The sequence below is a fragment of the Streptomyces sp. NPDC003038 genome (assembly GCF_040611115.1).
Taxonomy (GTDB): Bacteria; Actinomycetota; Actinomycetes; order Streptomycetales; family Streptomycetaceae; genus Streptomyces.
The window spans coordinates 72,051-92,393 of sequence record NZ_JBEXNN010000006.1 but is presented as its reverse complement, the minus strand read 5'-3'; the positions used below and the strand labels follow the sequence as shown (position 1 = coordinate 92,393).

Sequence of the window (20,343 nt, the reverse complement as noted above, 5' to 3'; positions counted from 1 at the left end):
CTGATACGGCCGGTCGGGGCGCGCCGGGCTCCGCGGAGTGGAAGCATCAGCCAGAGCGAGCGGCAGGACCCACAACGGAGGAGACGGCTGACATGACCGAGGCAGCGGAAGCTACGCGGCGCCCGTCCGGCACGCCGTGCTGGGTGAGCCTGATGGTGCACAGCCTCGGGACCACCGAGGACTTCTACGCCGACTTGTTCGGCTGGGAGTACGTACCGGGTCCCGTCCAGCTCGGCCCGTACGTCCGGGCCCTGCTGGACGGCCATGAGGTGGCCGGCATCGGCGAGATGCCGCCGGACCGACACCTTCCGGTGGCCTGGACGACGTACCTCGCCACGGACGACGCCGACGCGGCAGCCGAATCGATCCGCTCCTGCGGCGGCACGGTCGCGGTGGGCCCGCTGGACGCCGGCATCGCGGGACGGATGGCGATCTGCTCCGACCCGCTGGGCGCTATCTTCGGGATCTGGCAGGCCCAGACCCACATGGGAACCCGCGTCCACGGAGCGCCGGGCACCCCGGTCTGGAACGAGCTGGTCACCCAGGACACCTCGACGGTCGGCAAGTTCTACGAGCACGTTTTCGGCCACGAGGCGCAGACGCACGGCACGGCCTCCGAGGATTTCGACTACGTGACCCTGCTCCTGGAGGGCCGCCCGGTGGCAGCCGTGCACGGTGTCGGCCGCTCGCTGCCGCACGACCGGGGCCCGCACTGGATGGCGTACTTCGAGGTCGAGGACACCGACGCGGCCGCCGCCCAGGTCACCGAGCTCGGCGGGCGCATCGTCGAGGCGCCCCGCGATGGCCTGCGCGGCCGATTCGCCACGGTCGCCGACCCGGAAGGCGCGGTCTTCACGCTCGTACGGTCGCGGCCGGGCGCCTCGCTCGCCCCCGGCGGGGGACCGGCCTGACGGTGATCCCGTAGCGGCCCGCCCTCGGCGCCGCTCCCCCACCGAGGGCGCGGCCGGGCATGCGGCGCGTGCGGTACGGGGCCGGCCGGTCCAGGCGTTGACAGCCGGCGGACCGTGGGTTCTCATGAGCATCGTGGCGCGTGGCGCCGGCCAAAGAGCAGTGGGCCGGCCGGCGATCGGGCGACCACCCGCAGTTCGAGGGACCACCATGAGTCCACCTCCCGTGCGCCGCACCTGAGTCGGTGCTTTCGCGCACGGCGTCGCCGTGCGACGCGCACGTGCATGCCCGTCTCCGTGACCGACGACCGCTTCCGGTGCGTCCTCACGGCGCGGCACGCACACGATCGGCCCGCCTTCCGGGCCTCTCTTGCCGACATCACCGCATCACCGCATCGCCGCGTCATCGCGTCATCGCGTCATCGCGTCATCGCGGATTCTGCGCCTTCCATGGAGATCTGAAGCACCATGCCCATGCCCACTGACTTCAATCAATCCGTCATCGAAGAGTTCCGAGTCAACAAGGGGAAGGTCGGCGGCTACTTCGAAGACGGCGACCTGCTGCTGCTGACCACGACCGGCGCGAAGTCCGGCAAGGCGCGGACCGTGCCCCTCGGCTACGTCCGCCACGGCGATCTGCTGCTGATCGTCGGATCGAACCTCGGGGGCCCTCGCCACCCCGACTGGTACCACAATCTGATGGCCCATCCACTGGTCCGGGTCGAGCTCGGAGCGGAGGAGTTCGAGGCGATAGCGGTGCCCGCCGAGGGCGAGCGCCGGGACCGCCTGTTCGCGCATGTGGTGAGCGCGGAGCCCGGGTACGGGGAGTATCAGGAGAACACCTCCCGTGTACTGCCGGTCGTGGTCCTGGAATCCGCCGAAGCGGCGGACGGTGAGGGCCCCGCGGAGGTCGGGAACCTCGCCGACAAGCTCATGGAGGTCCACGTCTGGCTCCGGGCCCAACTGGGCCACGTACGCGAGGAGGTGGAGGCGCACTTCGCCGCGCGGGCGGCGCACCAGGGGCCCGGTGAGCCTCCGGCTCCGGGGCTCGGCCTGCAGATCCGGCAGCGATGCCTGGCGTTCTGCCAGGCACTGGAGTTCCACCACACCGGCGAGGACGCGCACGTGTTCCCCGCACTGGAGGCGCAGAACCCGCACCTCGCCGACGCCTTCGAACGGTTGCGGGTCGAACACCGCACGGTCGCCCGCCTACAGGAGGAACTGAGCGGCCTGCTGGCCGACATCGCGGTCGCGGACCCCGAGCGGTTCCGTGCCGAGCTGGAGCGGATGTCGCACGAACTCACGGCGCACCTCGACTACGAGGAGGAGTCCCTCCTCCCGATCCTCGCGCAGATCCCGTTCCCGCCGGGCCCCCAGGCGGCCGACCCTGGCTGACCCCGGGCCGGGCCGCGGTGGACGCGCACCGCAGGCAGGAGCGACGGACGCGTGCGCACGGTGGGGGTGCGGTGCGCCGCATGCGAAACCGCTGCCCAGCCGGTGAGAGGACCGGCCGGGCAGCGGCTGAGGGAGACCGTGGCGGGATTCGAACCCGCGTCACCGGAGTTGCAGTCCGGCCCCTGGGCCACTCGGGCACACGGTCGTGGTGGGGCGTCGGTATGACCGTAGGGGGGTGACGCGCCGCCGGGGAAGGGCGGAGCGCGGGCTGTCATACGACTGCCATACGGCGTTCACGGTCGTACGGCCGACGGGCGAACCCGCGCCACGGTGGTGGCGGCGGCAGTGGACCTCGTAGCCGAGACGCTGCGGGTCCGGCCTCGGGCCGCAGCCCTCAGGGCCTCATGCGGGGGCCGCCGCGCAGCACGCGGCGGTCGCTCCGCGACCGTGTCGTCGAGGCCCGTCAGGCCCGGCGGGCGGACGACACTACCTCGACGCCACTCCCTAGACCTGCCTCGTCCAGCGCTGCGATGACTCCCCGGCACACGTCTTCGTCACCAGGCCGCTGCTCATGCCCAGATCGAGACAGCCGCCCCCGTAGTCGCTCCGGAGGCTGCCGCCTGAACCCGTACGCCACAGCCGGCCGATGTCCTGGGCGCAGTCACCCACGAAGACGGCCTGACCGAGCCCGTTGGAGTACAGGCACTGGCCCGTCTGCTGGTTGACGAGCTTGAAGCTGCCGTCCGATCTGCCCTGTACGGTCCACCGGGCGGTGGAGTCGGAGCAGGCACCGTGGTCCGAAGATCCGTAGACCTGGGTGATGCACTTGCCGTTGTCGCCGTTGCGGTAGCGGTGGGTGCCGGAAGCGGGGGGCGTGGTGGCTGCGGGCGTCCCACCGCCGGAGGGGCTCGAGCTGCCGGAGCCGCCCGGGGCGCCCGAGCCGTTCTGTGTGCCGGGGCCGGTGCTGGCGCCGGTGCCTGTGCCTGTGCCTGTGCCAGTGCCAGTGCCTGGACCGGTCCCGCCCGCACCGCCGGCGGCCGGGGTCGGGGGCGCGCCTTCCCCTCCCTGCTCCGTGCCCTTGCCGTCCCCCTCAGCCTTGTCCTCGGCCGGCGACTGCGCCGGAGACGCCGTATCCGACGGGCTGCCGCCCGGGGTCGACGGCGTCGTGCCGGCCGGCGTCGCCGGGACCGAGGCGAGCGGGGTGGCATGTGTCCCGGCCCGCGGCGAGGAGGTGTACGGCAGTTGCTGGATGGCGAGTGTCGTCCCGCCGGCGACCACGACGACGGGGATGACGGCGAGGAGGACACGGGTACGGCGTCGGCGTTCCGGCGGCTCGGGCCGTTCCGGACGAGACGCAGCCGCGGGCTCGGGCTCGGGCTTCGGCTCGGCGGCCTTCTCCGGTTCCGGGCCCTGCTTTCCGCCGGTGAGCGGGACCGTCGGTACGTCGATCTCCTGAACGTCCGCGGCGAAGGCGGCCCGCTCGGCCAGGCGCTCGGTGATGGCCTCCGGCCACAGCGGGGTGGTGGCCGGAGCGTGCCGCCGGGCGCGTTCGAGGAGTTCTGCGGCTGTGGGGCGGCCCTCGGGGTCCTTGTCGAGACAGGCCGCGACGACCTCGGCGAGGTCCGGCTCCAGCTCCCGCAACGGCTCCAGGTCGGGCTTTTCATGGACGATGCGGTACAGCACGCCGTGCCCCGACTCGTCGCCGAAGGGCGGCCGGCCGCACGCCGCGTAGGCGAGTACCGAGCCCAGCGCGAACACGTCGGTGGCGCCGCTCAACTTCCGTGTCGCCGAGGCCTGTTCCGGCGCCATGTAGGCGGGCGTGCCCACGACCATGCCGGTCCTGGTCAGTTGGCTCTGTTCGGCAGCCCGGGCGACGCCGAAGTCGATCAGGGTGAGCCCGTCGAGGGTCAGCATGACATTGGACGGCTTGAGGTCCCGGTGCACCATGTCCAGCGCATGCACTGACGCCAGGCCGGCCGCCATCTCCCGCAGCAGCAACCACAGCGCGTGCGGGGGCAGGGGCCTGCCGTGCAGCTGGACGGCTTCCCGCAGAGTCAGCCCGGGGATGTACGCGGTGGCGAACCACGGGGGCCGTGCGGTGCGGTCGCTGGCGAGCAGCGGCGCCGTGGTTTCCGCGGGCAGCCGGGAGAGGTTGTCCAGCTCGTGCCCGAAACGGCGCAGGAAGTCCTCGTCCTCGCCGACGACGGAGGACAGCAGCTGCTTGACGGCGACGTACCGGCCGTCCTGGACCCCGAGGTACACCCGCCCCATACCGCCAGCCCCCAGCCGTCCCACCACCGGAATCGACCCGATCCGGCGCGGATCCCCGGCCTCCAGCGGCTCGGCCCCGCTGCCCCTCAGCTCTAACACGTCAGCCCCGTTAGAATTGGAATCAGTTTCCAGAAATCTACTGGACATGAAACCAGAGCCCCCCGAGGTCACTTGAACCGACCCGTTCAGCCTCTCACTGGAGACGGGCCGGGCTTGCCTCTCCGAGGCGTGGCCGCAGCCGGAACCGCTCCGAGCCGTCGGCCCAGTAGACCACCGCGTTGTCCGTGGGGGTGAAGGGTGTGGTGTCCAGCGCTTCACCCCTGCGCCAGCGTCACGGCGTACTCCCGCCACGCATGACGTGCTGGGGCGGAAGCTCGTGCGGCCTCTAGAGCTGAACGCGGCCGGCGAGCTCGACTGGTCCGGGCCTGCGTGGACGGCTCCCACATCCATGCCAAGAAGGGGGCGCCGACACCGGTCCGTCGCCGGTCGACCAGTGGAAGACGGACACCAAACACCCTGATCTGGGACGGACGCGGCACCCCACTCAAGGTCATCACGACCGCGGCCAACGTCAATGACGTCCCCAACCGACCGTCACTACTTCCCGTAGTCCTCCACCAAGACGGCGATTTTCGCCGTCAGGGCGTCGATTCGGTGCCGGTCCTCGCGCTGGTTGCGCAGGCTGTGGTCGAGTGCCCGGAGGCTGGCCAGGGCGGCCGGGTCCCGGCGCCTCACCTCGTCGAGCAGCGGCGTTGTGATGAGGTCCAGGCTTTCGGTGAGCAGGAGCCGGGTGGCCGGGAGGGGGGGAGCCGGGTCGGGGGCGGCGAAGCCGCTGGTCAAGTACCGCGCGGGATCCGTGAGGCTCCAGCCGACGACGGTCCCGTCCTGGATCAGGAGCGCCACGTCGGGTGCGATGCCGATGCGGGCCTCCAGCGGCTCGTCGAGGACGTCGAGGTCGCGCAGGCAGGTCAGCATGGTGTCCCCGGGGGCGCGGCACAGCTCCATGGTCACCTCCAGGCGGAAGTCCCGGGCCTCGTCGGCGCGGAGACCACCCGGGTGGACAAGGGGTGTGGCGGGAACACGGGCAGAGTCCTCGACGTCAGCGGCCTCACCGGCGATCTGAAACTCGGCGCCGACCAGTTCCCGGCTGGCCGGATCGAAGCGGAGTTCGTCGGGCGTGTCCCACAGCCACGGCTGACTGCCGAAAGTGTCCCGAAGGAACCGCCCGCGTTCCTCGACGTTTGCGTACGTCGCGATGCGCACACTGAAGTCCCAAAAATCAAAACGAGGGGTGATGCGCAGCGGATCGCCCGTCACCGTCGCGGTCCAGTCATCGTCGATGGTGAGTCTCATCGTGATTGCCACCTCATCTGACCTGCTCTGCGGGAAAGCCATGTAGCCGTTCTCGGCTGCCATCCTGCCCTCCCCACGTCTACGTGCGTGATCGGTGCACCGGGATCGGTGGGCAAGCCGCCCAGCGCCTGGACCCCGGAGGGACCCTTCCGCATCGCCCGCCATCAGACGGCTCCCGCACGGGCGTCGGGGAGGGATGCAGGCGTGGTTGACCGGGAGGACGTCAGGGGAGGGGGCGCCGCACCTCCGCGGCCTTCCTTTCCAGTGACAACCACCTTGGCCTGCGCGGTCGAAACCACCCCGCCCAGGGCTGTTCCTCTCCGTCTCGTCGCTACACGCCGCCCTGGAGCTCGACTCGGATGTGAGTGACTCGGGAAGCGACGGCGGAGAAGGAGATCTCCCGCCTGCCACCGACCACTGCCACGTCAAGGCAGCCCGATGTGCCCTGGGCGATCCGGACGCTGCGCTCCGCCTCCGCCACGATGCCTGCCATGCGAAGGTTGGTCACACCGGTGAATTCCACGAAGAAGCGCAGGGTGTTGTAAGGCTTGGTCAACCACTCTGGCTTTGGTTGCGGCGGTAGCTGCGAGGTCTCAAACCCGAAGGTCACCGAGGTTTCCCGCTCATCGACGTGAACGTAGAAAAAGCCGCAGGTATTCAGGTCGGGCAACTGCGTCGCGCCGTACAGGGCCCGCAGTTCCGGCCATTCACTTGAACCAGTCATCTCACACACGCTCGTAGAAAGTGTTCACATACGTCGGGGGAACCGTCCGGTAGAGCCTGCGCTCGAGCCCACGACTGAAGTGGTGCAGGCCGCTGTCCCCGCCGTCCGCGTCCCGCGTGAACACGCTGAATCTTCCCGCAAGGACTGACCCGTTTGCCGTGAACGACACGGCAACGCCGGGCGCCACCACGTCCACGGCCAGCCGGTGTTCCGGCAGCGCACGCAGTGCGACATCCGCCGTAACCGGCGGCTGCCACCCCTCCATCAAGAAGTCCTGCACCATCAGGAATTGGATCTGGCACTGCATCGTGTCGCCCGGTGCCCCGTCCCAGCGGTCGGGGAACCGCGGCAGGTCGAGCCGCAGGGTGACGGTCGGGTCCCAGCCATCCAAGTGCACCGACCGCAGCCGGACTCCCACCAGGTCGGGCACCTCGTCGTAGTACGTCGTGAAAGCATCCTTCGCATTCACGACAAAGTCATTCCAGGTCATAGTAGTAGTGCTCCTCTACGCCAGGGATCTGCCCGTTCCGGGTGTTTTCGCCTGGCCGCATATGCACGTGGGGCGGCTGGTACCCCGGTTCGCCCGGCTTCTGGTGGCCGAACCAGTGGTCCTGGTAGACGACGATGTCGCCGTTGGGTAGTTCGTACCACTCCTCGGTGTAGTGGATCGGCTGGTGGTCCGGCCCCATGAGCTGCTTCGCACCCTGCCACTCAGCAGTCCTCCCCGGCACCCACTCATCCACGAACCACGGCTCCAAACCCTCGGGCACGCCCGCGTCGCGAAGCGCCTGCGCCTTCGCCTCGTCCCTGTTCCGGCCCACCTTCGGCGGGCAATCCGGGGCCAGCCCCAGCGCGTCGCTCCACGTCAGCGGGTTCGTGACGTACGTCGACGCGTTGGGCGCCGGGCCGAGGCCGAGGGGATCGATCGACAGGTAGCGGGCGGTCTCGGGGTCGTAGTAGCGGAAGCAGTTGTAATGCAGCCCCGATTCTGGGTCAAAATACTGCCCGGGGAAGCGGAGCGGGGTGTAAGCGTGCGCCTTCGCGTTCCAGGTGGTCGTCCCCCACACGGTGCTGCGCGTACGCCAGGCGATCTCGCCTGCCTCGTCGACGAGTTCCTGCGGGGTGCCGATCAGGTCGGTGACGATCGCGAAGAACCGGCTGGCGATCTCCCGTCCGTCCGCCGCAGCCAGCCGGTCCGTCTGGGCCAGTGGCTGGAGGCCGTCGTGGTCCCACGTGAGGGTGACTCCGTGCGGGAGTTCCGGGCCAGTCGTCGTCTGCTCGCAGAGGGTCATGCCGTCCCATACGAAGGTGACCTCCTCGGCCACCGTGACCCCGTCCGCCGCCATCCGCCGCTTGGCGCTGCGCCGGCCGATCGCGTCGTAGGTATAAGTCCACAGCGTCCCGTCCGGGGTGGTGACGGCGGTGAGCCTATCTTCCACGTCCCACTGGTAGCGCCAGGTGTCCGGCTTGCGGGACAGTCGGGTGCACTGGCGGAGGGTGATTCGTCCCATTGCGTCGCACTCGTACCGGACACGGCCCGCACCGGTGAGCCGGGTGCCGTCATAGCTGCGCGGCCCCGTGGCCTCAGAACCACCCGGCCAATCGGTCGGCCACTCGGCCATCGTCTGGTTGCCCGCGGCGTCGTACGCGTAGCGCTCTGTCCAGTGCGCGGCACTGACCCCGGTGACTCGACCCACTGGGTCCGCTTCGTACGTCCGGGCCCCCCCGAGATGGTCCTCCACTGCCAACAGGTGGCCGTCGGCCCGATAGGAGTAGCCCCGACGCTGCAGGACACGGCCATCGGCACGGGTCACACGCTGGTCCACTAGCCGTCCCAGGTCGTCTCGCACCAGATCGAGCACGACGGCGTCACTCACACGGCGGGCCGTCTCACGGCCGAGCACATCCCGCTCAAAGTCGATGCGGCGGCCGGATGTGGTCAGCCCGGTCCGGTGGCCGGCGGCGTCGTATGTCCATTCGGCGGTTGCCCCGGCCGGGGTGGTGCGGGACACGAGGCGGCTGAGCTCGTCATACGTACGGGTCAAGGTCCGCCCGTCGACGGACTCCTTGTGGATGCGGCCGAACCGGTCGCGGAGGTACGTCATACGGCCTCCCGGGCCGGTCGCCGCGGCCAGTCGGTCCGAGTGGTCGTACTCGTACCGGGTTACCTCGCCGTCCGCGTCCTTCAGGATGCGCTTGTCCAGCACGTCGTATTCCAGGCGGACCGTCTGACCCAACGCGTTGACCCGGCCGACCAGCCGGCCCGCCGTGTCGTGCACGTAGCGCAGGGTGCGGCCGTCGAAGTCGGTCTCCGACTCCGGCATCCCCGCCGCGTCGTAGGTGTAGCGCCAGCTGAGCCCCTGTGGGTTGACGACCTCGGTCAGTCGCAACTCGCTGTCGTACGCGAACGTGTATCGCGCGCCGTCCGGGGCGGTGCGCGCCCTCACCATGTCAAAGGGGCCGTACTCGTAGATGGTGGTGCCACCAAGCGCGTCTGTCTGGGTGATGCAGTTGCTCTCGCCGTCGTACCTCCACTCCTGCGCCGAGCCGTCGGGCTCGACGCGGCGCGCGAGCTGCCCCTCGGTCGTCCACTCCAGTGCGGTGGTGTTCCCGAGCGCGTCCGTGATCCGCACGGCCCGCCCGAACAGGTCTCGCTCGTACCGGGTGACCGCCCCGACCGGGTCAGTGATCTCGATCGGCAGGCCGGCACGGTCACAGCGGATCCGCGTGGTCCCGCCGAGCGCTCCGGTTACCGACCTGAGGCCCCCAGATGCGTCATAGGTGTAGTGCGTGGTGCCGCCAACCGGCCCGGTACGGGAGGTGCGGTTGCCCCGCTCGTCGTATGTGAACCGCCAAGCGGTGCGGTCGGCCTTCGCCTGTAGCACCGGCTGGCCGGCCTCGTCATACTCGGTGGTCAGCTCCCGGCCGTCAGGGCGTACGACGGAGACCAGTCGGCCCTCCTCGTCCCGGCCGAAAACGGTGGTGCGGCCCAGCTGGTCAGTGCGCGAGGCCAGGCGACCCCGGGCGTCGTAGGCGGAGCGGGTCACCGCGCCCTGCGCGCCGACCGTCTGGACCACCCGGTACCCCTGGTCGACGAGGTAGCGGCGGGTGTGGCCCGCGCCGTCGGTGGTCGTGGTGACTCGGTAGCCGGTCTCCGGGTCTCTTGCCTCGTAGGACACGCGCAGGCTCATATGGCCCTCGGTGCCGCGTTCCGCGATGCAGCGGTCCTCGTCGTCGTAGGCGTAGGTGTAGGAGCGGTCGTTGGTGTCAGTCCAGGAGGTGATGCGCCCGCGCTCGTCATAGGTGAAGCACAGCGGCAGACCGGAGGAGTTGACGATCTCGGTGAGGTGCCCGTCGGTGTAGCCGTAGGCGAGGATGCGGGGGCCGCCCGTCAGGTGGAGGGCGGTGATCCGGCCGTTGGCGGTCTCGAAGCCTAGGTGGTAGCCGCTGTGGGCGATCCCGAGCGGGGTGCCGTGCGGGTCATACTCGAAGATGATGAGATTGCCGTTGCGGTCCTCGAGCTGCGTGATTGGCGCGATGCCGTCGCCATCCGGGCCGCCGGCCGGTGCGCTGAATCGGCGTATCTGGCCGGTGGTGGGGTCGGTGAGCGTCCAGTCGCCGTCCTGGGTTCGCTCCAGCGGACGGCGCGGCGCTGACGCTGACACGGGGAGGACAGGCACGCCGGGGGCCGGGTGCGGGTAGGCGACGACGAGGCCGTCCTCAGTCACGAGGACGATTCCTTCGGGGTCGATCTCCAGGTGCTGGTCGATGGTTGATGACCAGGAGGGGCCGAACCAGCGACCTGCGGTGTAGCCGGACTCGGCTCGCCGGGTGAAGACCAGAGGCAGGGTGCCAGGCAGCACGATGTCTGTCTGTGGCAAGAACATCCGGCCGGTGGCGAGATCGATCGGGTCGGTGCCGTCGCACCGTTTGTCGCAGTCGGGCTTGTCGCTCTTGTGGGGGCCGTCGCTGTCCAGGCTCTTACGGCCGGGGCCCGTGATGTCGTCGGCGACCTTGGCGACCGACGCCGCCTTCTTCGAGGCGCCGAGGCCCTTGGTGCCGATCAGCTCCGGGATGAGTTTGCCGATGCCTTCGCTGGGGTCCTTCATGAACTGGTCGAGCATCTGCTTGCCCGCGCCCATGGGGTCGTTGACCGCCACGACAAGGCCGGCGACCGTCGAGTTGAGGCTCGTCCGGTACTCGGCCGGGTGCGTCACGTTGTACGGGTCCAGCGGGTTGACCGAGCGGACGAAGTTGACCACGCCCGCGGTGCCCTTGAGAACACCGCCCGCCAGGTGGGTCTGCGCGAGGTCCAGGTAGTCCGTGCCGTCTTTGAGCTGCTCGGAGTACGAAGGCTTGGGCGGGGCCGCGTCGCGGGCCGTACGGACCGCCGTACGGGCCGTCTCCGCCACCTCGTTGCGCTGCTTGCGCGCGGTGTCGAGCTTGTCCTGAGCGGCCTTGGCCAGCGGGACGCCGGGGTCGGTGAAATCGTCCGACGGCCTCGGCGGCAGCGTGTCCTTCTTCGCCTCGACCGCGTCCTTGTAGACCTCGATCGACTTGTTGTAGGCATTGCGCGCGTCCTGCGAGACCTTCTTGGCCTTGTTGTACTCCTCCAAGGCCTCCTTGGCCTGGACCTGCGCCCACTCCACGGTCTCCGCGAAGCGGCCCATCGCGTCAGCGGCCTTGCCGAACGCCTCCGACGCCTTGAACCAGCGCGGAGGCTCCTTGGCCACCGCCTCCCGGAACGCGTCCGCCGACGCGCCCTTCAAACCATCGCCTGCCAGACCCTTCAGGCCGTTGCCGACCATGGTGAAGGAGGACTTGAAGTCGTTCAGGTGCGAGACCTGCGCGCGGATCTTCGACACGCTGCCGTAGACCAGCTTGCTCGGGTCCTCGGTCTGACCCAGCTCCAGCTCCGCGACGTCCGCGCCGAGCTGGTTGGCGGCGGAGCGGCTCTTGTCGCGGACCCAGTCGCCCGCCCCGTCGAGACCGACGTCCTCCGCGACGTCGGCGACCTTGTCGCCGGTCCACTCGATGGCGTCGCCGACGTCCTCGGCCCGGTCCTCGGCCCAGTCCTCCACCGAGTCCGGTACGAAGTCCCTCCAGCCCATCAGTTACCACCCTGGTCGGCCTGGTCCAGCAGATCCTTCAGCGAGCCGATCCTCCCGCTGGACGTCAGCTTGTCGCCCGTGTCCGACCAGGTCTGCTTGATGTCCTCGCGGCTCTTCTCGAAGGACTCCGCGCTGTAGTCCGGCTTGTAGACGTCCGCCCGCCAGATGTCACCCCACGCCTTCTGCTCGATCTCGTCCTACGCCGCCCCCTCCAGGCCTTGCTTCCCCTGGAAGACACCGTACTCAGCACCTCTGACCCCAGACCAATCCCACCAACCTGCGAAGACGCACTGGTCCCGGGTTCGAGCCGTATGCACGGGCGCCGGGGAGGGAATTCAGGCCGACTCCAGCGCTGTCCCCCGCCGGCGGGACCACATCCAGCACCGGGTCGACGCCCCGGGGCGCGACGCGAGGTTCGTCGGCTGGGCAACGGACGCGGACGCCTCTGGCCAGAAGCCAACCCTTGTCGAACCCTTGTCAGTTGCCCCGACCCGAGGCGGCATCCCCGGCTCAGGAACGCTTCGTGGCGGTGAAGAGGTACCGATTCAGACTGAAGAAGTAGTCGTCGCCGAGTCCACGTAGTTCGTGCGACCAGGCGGCGACCTCGTCCTCGGTCAGTCCGTTGCGCCCGACGACGTACGAGGCGACGATGTCGATCAGGCCGGCGCTGTACGTGTCGCGCCGGTAGCCGACGTTGAGCAGCGGTATGACGAGCGGTGGGGACGTCTCGAAACCGGCCCGGCGCAAAGCCGGGAGAAGGGTGCGGGGGAGGTGCGGATCGGCGAGATGCTGATCCCATGCGGCGAGCATCCGGGTCATCCGCGGCCGGTCGGTGCAGTGCCATACGAGGGAGTCCCAGTCGGTGTCCAGCACCGCGACCCGCCCGCCCGGCACGAGCACCCGGTGGATCTCGGCGAGCGCGCCTGCCACGTCCACGATGTATTCCAGGACCTGCGTCGACACTGCCACGTCGACGCTCGCATCGGCGCACGGCAAGTGATCTGCCGCCGCGGCTCGCAGGTCGACCTTGGCCCCGCCCGGCACGACGGCCCGGGTTCGAGCCAGCGCCAGCATGCTTTCGCTCACGTCGACGCCGATGACGTGACCTCGTGCGCCGACGACCCCGGCCATCTCCGCGGCCAGCAGACCCGGCCCGCACCCGATGTCGAGCACCCGCTCGCCGGGCCGCAGCGCGAGGGTGTCGAGGACGGTGTGGCGCTGCGCGACGACATCCGGTGTGCGGTAGGTCCGCTCGATCCTACGTGCCGCTTCCGCGTTGAAGGTGAGCATGTCGGTCATCATGTGCTCCTCGGGTGAGTGGTCTCGCCGGGCTCCGCGAGCTCGGCGAGATAGTCCTGGGCAGAGTCGTAGGCAAAGGTCAGGATCTTTGTGCCGGGACGGCAGGTCCGCGCACAGGTGAGTGCGGCGACGACGTTGGCCGCGGAGGACAACCCGACCGCAAGGCCTTCGACCCGCATCAGCGTCCGCATCATCGTCGCGGCCTCGTCCTCGGCGACGACGATCTCCTCGTCGATGAGCGCGACGTCGAGGTTGGCGGGCACCAGTCCGACGGCCAGACCTTGCAGTCGGTGCGTGGTGAACCTGTTCTGTGTGTACGAGCATCCTGGAGGCGCGACCGCGACGATCCGCAGATCCTGTCTGTGTCGGCGCAAAGTCCGGCCGATTCCGGTGAGATGCCCGCCGGTCCCGACCCCAGCGATCATCACGTCCGGGAGCTTCCCGGAGAATGCCTCCAACAGCTCGATGGCGGTGGTCCGGTCGTGCACGGCCGGGTTCGCGGGGTTGGCCTGCTGGTTGAGCAGGATCCAGTCCGGATGGTCGAACTGCAGCTCCATCGCCTTCTCGCCGTGCGAGTTGCCGCCCAGATGGTGATCGGACAACACGATCTCGGCACCGAACGCTCGAAGGAGCCGCTGCTTGGCCGGGCTGTAGTTGTCCGGGATGACGAGGACCAGGCGGTATCCGAGCGATGCCGCGACCATCGCGAGCCCGATGCCGGTGTTCCCACCGGTGGGTTCGAGGATGGTCTGCCCGGAGCCGCGAACGAGGAGCCCCTCCTGCTCGGCGGCCAGCACCATGTTGAGCGCGATCCGTGCCTTGTGGCTTCCGCCCGGGTTCAGCATCTCCAGTTTCAGGTACACGGTCCGGTCCAGGCCGGCGGTCAGCCGCCGCAGTTCGAGCAGCGGCGTGCGGCCGATGAGATCCAGCACCGATGAGGCGATCAGGGGCGTGGCCATGTCCATCACCCCGCCCCGGCCTGTGGCGCGGCGGAGCCGGCTCCACCGTCGCGCGTTCGCCGGACACCGGCGCCGCGGGGTACCAGAATCGACGTACTGGTGCCGTCGGGCACGGTCAGCCGGACATGTGCAGGGGGCTTGCCGGCCGTCGCGTCCAACTCGAGCAGCAGATGCCGGTTGCCGCGGTCGAGAACCGCCACCGGCGTGGCGTTCCGGCGGCGGCCGGACAGTCCCTCCACGCGGAGGCCGGGATGGGCCAGACCGCTGCCGCGCACCAGGAGGAGGCCTTCGCCGATCACTTCGATGGCGGTGATGCCGATGGTGGTTCCGCCTCGGATCTCCTGATACTGGCTCAACACGCTCACCCGGGCGCCTGCCGGGATGTCACACTGCACGAGGGCATGGCATCCGATCACGGCATCGTCACCGATCTCGACCGGGCCGAGAACGCGTGCGAACGCACCGATCTCGACTCGCGAGCCGATGGCCGGGTGCCGCCGGCCTCGCGGATTGTCCGCGATTCCCGTCGATCCCAGGACGACACCGTGCAGGACGTAGCAGTCGTCGCCCAGGCTCGCGGTCTCGCCGATGACCGTCCCCATGCCGTGGTCGACGACGAATCGCCTGCCGATCGCGGCCGCCGGGTGGATTTCTACCCCCGTTGCCACCGTGGCCTGCTCGGCAATGGAGCGCGCGAGCGTCCGCCGGCGAATGCCGTCGGCATCGGAGCGCAGGGGCGTGCCGAGGATCGAATGTGCCAGTCGATGGCTCAGCACTGCCCGGAAGCAGCGGTAGGAACCCACGACCTCACGCCATGAGCCGTGGGCCGCGGGATCCCGCTGCGTGAAGGCGAGCAGGTCGCCTTCCACCAGGTCGATGAGCTCCGGTGAGCACGGTTCCCACGCCCCGAGCACCGAGCTGATCTGGCGCATCCGCGGACGCGCGACGTCCCGCAGCGCGGCAGCCAGCACCGCGTGCCGCTCCGGGGCCTCCGCATCGCCCACGGCGGTCATGTGTCGAAGCCGGGTCGCGGCGACCTCGCCCGGCGAACGGCTACGTCTCATCGAACAACCTCTCCAGTTCACGTTGGTATGCCGCTTCCTCCTCCGGATCGCCGCAGACGATCACATACAGGAACCCGCCCTTCCCGGATGACTGCGAGAGGGGCATCGTCATGAGCACGCCGCGCCGTCGATCACGGTCGAACAGGAGGCCGGCATCGGCCACGGTCTTGAGGAAGCCCGCAGTGGAGATCGGCTTCCAGGTCGCGGGGGTGAGCCGCTGGCTGAGCATCGTCATCTCGCCGGGCGTCAGGCCCGCCATGGTCTCGTAGAGGTGAGTGGATGTCGTCGTCCGGGCGTTGACCTCGGTGAAGGCGATCCGCCCGTCCCCGGTGGCCACCGCGTCGGCGCAGAGCTGCCCTCGGTATCCGATGCCGTGGTAGGCACGGGCAAGGGTCTCGGCCCCGGAGACCAGCTCCAGATGTTGTGACTCGGTCAGCGAGCGCGCCGGGAACGTCTCCAAGGCAAGCCTCCGGTCGATGAAGGACAGGTGGCCGACGCCCCCCAGCTCGACCCCTGCATCGGTCAGGGAGTACTCGGCGTAGTAGCTGGCGGTGGCATCGAGCAGCTGCTCGACCACGACGGCGTACCTGCCGTCCGCGGAGGCCCAGTCCCACCGGTCACGCCAGTACCGCGACACGGCGTCCTGTCGGCCGTCCAGCTCGTGCACGGTCCGGCCGCCGATGTGAGCGGGCGCGTGCCGGCCTGGCCGCAGGACCATCTCGTTGCCGGACCCGGCCCCGTGGTGCGCCATCTTCACCATCACGTCGTGGCCGGCGTCCAGCAGCCACTGGGTCGCCGCAGTCGCCTCGAGGTGGCTGCGGCACACCGACCCCGCCGCGATGCGCACCCCGCCACCTGCGGCCATGGCTCGGAACGTCGCCTTGCTGTTGGCCAGCTCACCGCCGCCCTGGGCGATGAAGTCGGCTCCCGGCAGGCGATCCCGGATGCCGAGCCGTGATGCGAACTCGCTCAACTGGGCGGACGGGAACAGGCTGAACACCTCGGTGACGCAGGCGACGTCCCGGGCGATCGAGTCGAGGAACCGCCGGTCGAACAGCGCGAGGAAGTCGATCCGCCGCCTGCCGTGCAGGCCCTCGGGACACAGACGGACGTCCACCCGGGACATGTCGGTGCCCTTGACCCTGCCGACGTGCCGGACGAAGGCCGGATCCGGCGTGTCGGAGACGAGGACGAGATCGCCTTCCTCCGCGAACCAGAACACGCGTTGCGCCCACGCTCGGGGATCCGGCCGGAGAAACAGGGTGTCGTCGATGTCGTTCGCAATCAGGAGTCTCATCGCATTCCCATCGCCGGTGCTCGGTGCGTGAGGCGCAGGGGTGCGCCGACCGAGGCGACCTCGCTCCCGGCCCGGAGTGCGGCGCGGCCGCGCTCGTCGTGGATCGCTCGTACCCGGGCCACGACCTCGGCCATGACGTGCCGGCACTCGGATTCGTCCGCCACGGCGACGGTCGCGTACCCGATCCCGGCGGACGAGGTCTCGGACATGTCCCGCATCGGCACGCCCACGGGCACGAGAACGACACCGTCGACACCCGGGACGGCCCTGATGTCGGCCTCGTGCACGGTGTTCGGGAACCCGGCCACCGACGGCAGGTGAACCCATCCGTGGACCTTGTCCGGCGACGCCGTGAGCGTTTCCACCTCGTCTCCGGTGAACAGCTGCGTGGCGGCGGCGAACAGGTCGAGGCCGATCGTCTTCTCGGCAACCGTCCACAACCCGCTGCCGCCGGGCCGGCAGGCGAGTTCGTTGGCGACGAACCCGCCTGGGTGGCCGAACGCCTCGAAGTGGAAGACGCCGGTCTCCAGCCCGAGCGCCTTGAGTGCGCGCGTCGCGAACTCGTTCGCGGCGGCGTACGCGCCGCGATGCCTGGCTGGAGGAAGGCCCATCGACCGGGTGGGCTCGCCCCGCTTGGTGCACAGCAAGGGTGCGCCGTACCGGGAGACCATCAACCTGCCGATCGATCCGTTCCGGACGAAGCCGTCGAAGTGCCATTCCGGGCCGTCGATGAACTCCTCCACGAGAACCCTGCGCAGCTGAGGGTTGTGGCGCGCGAGCCGCACGATGTCGTGGGCGGTCTCCGCGACGGATACCGCCTCCGCGCCGCCGGCGGCCGGGGGCTTGACGACGACCGGGAACTCGAGGCCGGCCGCGGCCAGCAGCGTGTCCACGGCGTCGACGGACTGCGCCGCCGCCTCCGGCAGGACCGCGAACTTCGCCGTCGGGACGTCTGCCTCCTGCCACTTGCTCTTCTGCAGGGCCTTGTCCCGGCAGGCGAGGGCGACAGCGGGGTCCAGGGCGATGGCGTCGAGCTGCTTGCCGAGGATGGCGGCACCGACAACGCCGTACTCGTTGGTCGTCAGCACCGCGTCCACCCTCGGTATCGGTCCGAGGTGGTGCAGGGCCGACCACAGCGCTTCCACATGGCGGTAGGAATCGACCGCGCAGGCGCGGGTCGCGAGTTCCCTGAGCCCGGGGGTGCGGTACATCCGGTCCCCGTCCGCCGCCTCGTACAGCACCGTGATCTCGTGGCCGCCGCGGTGGAGCCCGCGGATCGCTTTGGGATGTGCGCCGATGTGCAGAACGTGCATGGTCTTCCTCCGTCATGAGTGGGTGATCGGCCCGCGGTGAATCCCGGAGCCCAGGTCGGTGCCGGGTGCGCGCCGCGGGGTGCCATCCGGAACGGTGAAGTACTCCTGGCACTCGCCGGTCCGGCGGATGTCCCAGGTCGCGCAATGCAGCGAGCCGCCGAACTCGTAGACATTGCGGAACGGGACCGTGAGGACCTCGAACCCCAACCCGCGCAGCAGCTCGTGCAGGTTCTTCTCGCTCGCTTCGCAGACGACCACGTCCGGAGCGACGCTCAGCAGGTTCATCGACAGCCATTTGGAGGACTGGCAGTAGCGGGGCATCTCGTCATTGCCGTACGCCGGCGTCGGCGCGTCGACGAGTCGCCATCCGTTGCGTACGAAGAACTCCCGCTCGTCGGCCTTGAGCGGCCGGTCCGGGTTCGTGAGCACCAGCCCTGGTCGCAGCGGGACGAATGTGCAGTCGATATGGGAGGGAAAGAGATCGAGCGGGAAATGCAGGGCATGGACGCGGAAACCGCGAGGTTCGAGTTCTCTGCGCAGCCAGCGGATACCCGCCCGGTTGGTCGTCATGGATTCCTGGACGAAGATGTCACGGCCCGCCCTGGTGATGTCAGCCGCATCGAAGACCACTTCGTCCTGCGTGACGCAGAACTCGAAGTCGTGCATCCTCGCGTGCCGCTCATCCAGGGTCAGCTCCCAGAATTCCGGGCGGTACATCGTGTCGCTCATGGAAGGCTTCGGAGCCGCGGTCCACACCACGCGCTCGTCGGCGGTCCAGTAGTGGTAGACGAGGTCCCGGTACGGCAGGTACTCGAAGAACCTGGCTCTCCGCGACATCGTGGCCTCGATGATCTGGTTTCCCACCGTGATGAGGACGTCGCGAGGGCAGACGGAGCAGTACTGGTTCGCGACCTCGAAGAACGGCGTCTTCACGGGCGTCGTGTAATCAGCGGCGCCGGGACGGCGAACCGTCACCCCGAGCGTGCGCAGGAGCTTGGCAAGCCCTTCGAGCTCTTCGTTCGCGCGGGCTATCGCATCGGGCGGCTTCGGCCCGGTGGGGAAGCGCTGACCGCCGGGGGTTCCGCGGAGTTGGGGGCGGTACCCGGATTCGGTCGGTTCGAAGCAGGCTCCGTCCGCGCGGCCGATGAGGATCTCCTCGAGCGGGTCCCATTCGTTCCACGAATTGACGATCGGGCCGGCACTCGCGCCTGGCGGGGTCACCCTCGATACGTCGGGGCGGATGTCCACCTGCTGCGGCGAAAAAATCTCCAGAGTCATGTCAATCCCTCTCCGAGTCGGTATGGGCCTTGATTTCAGATGGCGTCCTGGCGAGTTCCTCGGCGGTGGCCCGGTCCGAGGACTCGGATTCCCACCGGGCGAACTTCGGCAGGGCAACGGCCAGCAACGCAGCCGCGAGAACGGATGTCGCGCCGCCGATGACGGCGGACAGGCCGGGTGAGGTGATCGCGCCGAGCGCGCCGGCACGCATACCGCCGAGCTGTGGGCCTCCGGCGCCCACGACGAATTCGACCGCGCTCACCCTGCTCCGGTAGGTGTCGTCCACCGTGGTCTGGACGATCGTCGTGAGGAAGACGACGCTGATGACGTCCGCCATACCCGCGACGACCAGGAGCGCGATCGCGAGTACCGGAACCTGGACCAGCCCGAAGATCGCGATGCAGGTCCCCCATGCGGCACCCGCGAGGAGCATGCCCCGGCCCTTGTGGGCGACTCGACCGGCCCGCCCGGAGAACAGCGATCCCAGGACGCCTCCGACGGCCGGCGCCGCCATCAGCATGCCGAGGGTCTCGGCATTGCCCCCCAGATTCAGATCATTGATCGCCGGAAGCAACGGGGTCGGGGTCGCGAGCAACGTCAGGCTGACATCGGCGAGGAACGCACCCCTGAGGACGTCGTTCACGCGGATGTAGCGCAGGGCGGCGACGATCGCCTTGGCACCGGGGCGGGCGATCGATCCTTGCGGCGGCATGGCCGGGAGTTTCGCGACGACGTAGATCGCAGCGATGAAACTGAGGGCGTCCACGGCGTAACACACCTGCAACCCCCAGACACCGGCGACCGCACCGGCGAAAATCGGACCTGCGATCCCGGCGAAATGCATGGTGAGCATGGTGAGGGCGGCGCCTGCCGGGATCTGGTCCTTGGGCAGCAGGTGCGCCATGAAGGTCCTTTTGGCCGGGACGCTGATGGCACCGAGGGTCGACTGGGCGGTGCAGAGGACATACAGCAGCCAGAGCCGGTCGTTTCCGGCGACGGCCTGCACGGCGAATGCCAGCGACACCGCCACCTGACCGCAGCCGGCGAAAAGGACGATCTTCCTGCGGTCGTACGTGTCGCCGAGCGTGCCTCCGACGAGCGCTACGGACAGCATGGGAACCACGGTGCACAAACCGATGACGCCGACCGCCAGAGTGCTCTTCGTGAGCAGATAGACCTGGAGCGCCACGGCGAAAACGGTCATCTGTCCGCCAACGCCGGAAACGGCTTGCCCGATCCAGAGCAGGCGGAATGCCGGCGACTGCCGCAATGGCGTCACGTCGAGCATCAGCTTCCTGGCCATGCCGTCCAGATCCTTCCTCGCTTGTGAATAGGGGTCGATTGCGTCGAGCAGACGCATTCGTTCTCGGC

14 protein-coding genes and 1 tRNA gene are annotated in these 20,343 nt (G+C 69.3%); 2 read left to right on the top strand and 13 right to left on the bottom strand.

The annotated features are described in order from the left end of the window. The first annotated feature begins 92 nt into the window (after positions 1 to 92). Together ABZX75_RS10025 and ABZX75_RS10020 are read left to right on the top strand one after the other, a co-directional pair. On the top strand, positions 93 to 911 hold the full coding sequence (locus ABZX75_RS10025) for a VOC family protein (RefSeq protein ID WP_355409667.1): 819 nt from the start codon (positions 93 to 95) through the stop codon (positions 909 to 911). A gap of 471 nt (positions 912 to 1,382) precedes the next feature. After that, on the top strand, positions 1,383 to 2,303 hold the full coding sequence (locus ABZX75_RS10020; protein ID WP_355409837.1) for a nitroreductase/quinone reductase family protein: 921 nt from the start codon (positions 1,383 to 1,385) through the stop codon (positions 2,301 to 2,303). Positions 2,304 to 2,436: 133 nt separating this feature from the next. Here the strand turns inward: ABZX75_RS10020 and ABZX75_RS10015 are convergent. The 13 genes from ABZX75_RS10015 to ABZX75_RS09955 form a co-directional block, all read right to left on the bottom strand. After that, positions 2,437 to 2,508 (bottom strand) — tRNA-Cys (locus ABZX75_RS10015). Between the two features lie 299 nt (positions 2,509 to 2,807). After that, the gene (locus ABZX75_RS10010; RefSeq protein WP_355409666.1) at positions 2,808 to 4,673 is read right to left on the bottom strand and encodes a protein kinase; all 1,866 of its coding nucleotides are present in this window, start codon (positions 4,671 to 4,673) and stop codon (positions 2,808 to 2,810) included. 498 nt (positions 4,674 to 5,171) lie between these two features. After that, positions 5,172 to 5,927, bottom strand: coding sequence for a hypothetical protein (locus tag ABZX75_RS10005; protein ID WP_355409665.1), 756 nt, complete (start codon positions 5,925 to 5,927; stop codon positions 5,172 to 5,174). A 331-nt stretch (positions 5,928 to 6,258) separates the two neighbouring features. After that, positions 6,259 to 6,651 carry an Imm50 family immunity protein gene (locus ABZX75_RS10000; RefSeq protein ID WP_355409664.1) on the bottom strand — a complete coding sequence of 131 codons (393 nt, stop codon included), beginning with the start codon at positions 6,649 to 6,651 and terminating at the stop codon, positions 6,259 to 6,261. Between the two features lies 1 nt (position 6,652). Then, positions 6,653 to 7,141: an Imm50 family immunity protein gene (locus ABZX75_RS09995; protein ID WP_355409663.1), complete on the bottom strand. Its 489-nt coding sequence runs from the start codon at positions 7,139 to 7,141 to the stop codon at positions 6,653 to 6,655. After that, positions 7,128 to 11,762 (bottom strand): putative T7SS-secreted protein, encoded by a 4,635-nt coding sequence (locus tag ABZX75_RS09990; RefSeq protein WP_355409662.1) that lies wholly within the window; start codon positions 11,760 to 11,762, stop codon positions 7,128 to 7,130. The genes ABZX75_RS09995 and ABZX75_RS09990 overlap by 14 nt, the downstream gene beginning before the upstream one ends. A 510-nt stretch (positions 11,763 to 12,272) precedes the next feature. Next, positions 12,273 to 13,064: a methyltransferase domain-containing protein gene (locus ABZX75_RS09985; RefSeq protein ID WP_355409661.1), complete on the bottom strand. Its 792-nt coding sequence runs from the start codon at positions 13,062 to 13,064 to the stop codon at positions 12,273 to 12,275. Continuing rightward, a complete protein-coding gene (locus tag ABZX75_RS09980; protein ID WP_355409660.1) occupies positions 13,061 to 14,020 on the bottom strand; it encodes a cysteine synthase family protein in 960 nt (319 codons plus the stop codon). Before ABZX75_RS09980 ends, ABZX75_RS09985 begins: the two co-directional genes overlap by 4 nt. A 5-nt stretch (positions 14,021 to 14,025) precedes the next feature. Further along, on the bottom strand, positions 14,026 to 15,033 hold the full coding sequence (locus ABZX75_RS09975) for a serine O-acetyltransferase (RefSeq protein ID WP_355409659.1): 1,008 nt from the start codon (positions 15,031 to 15,033) through the stop codon (positions 14,026 to 14,028). Positions 15,034 to 15,073: 40 nt separating this feature from the next. Continuing rightward, positions 15,074 to 16,381: a peptide ligase PGM1-related protein gene (locus tag ABZX75_RS09970; RefSeq protein ID WP_355409658.1), complete on the bottom strand. Its 1,308-nt coding sequence runs from the start codon at positions 16,379 to 16,381 to the stop codon at positions 15,074 to 15,076. Then, positions 16,378 to 17,694 (bottom strand): hypothetical protein, encoded by a 1,317-nt coding sequence (locus tag ABZX75_RS09965; RefSeq protein ID WP_355409657.1) that lies wholly within the window; start codon positions 17,692 to 17,694, stop codon positions 16,378 to 16,380. The genes ABZX75_RS09970 and ABZX75_RS09965 overlap by 4 nt, the downstream gene beginning before the upstream one ends. A 12-nt stretch (positions 17,695 to 17,706) precedes the next feature. Further along, complete coding sequence (locus tag ABZX75_RS09960; protein WP_355409656.1) at positions 17,707 to 18,972, bottom strand: glycine amidinotransferase; 1,266 nt, start codon at positions 18,970 to 18,972, stop codon at positions 17,707 to 17,709. A gap of 1 nt (position 18,973) precedes the next feature. After that, positions 18,974 to 20,332 (bottom strand): MFS transporter, encoded by a 1,359-nt coding sequence (locus tag ABZX75_RS09955; protein WP_355409655.1) that lies wholly within the window; start codon positions 20,330 to 20,332, stop codon positions 18,974 to 18,976. Between the last annotated feature and the right edge of the window lie 11 nt (positions 20,333 to 20,343).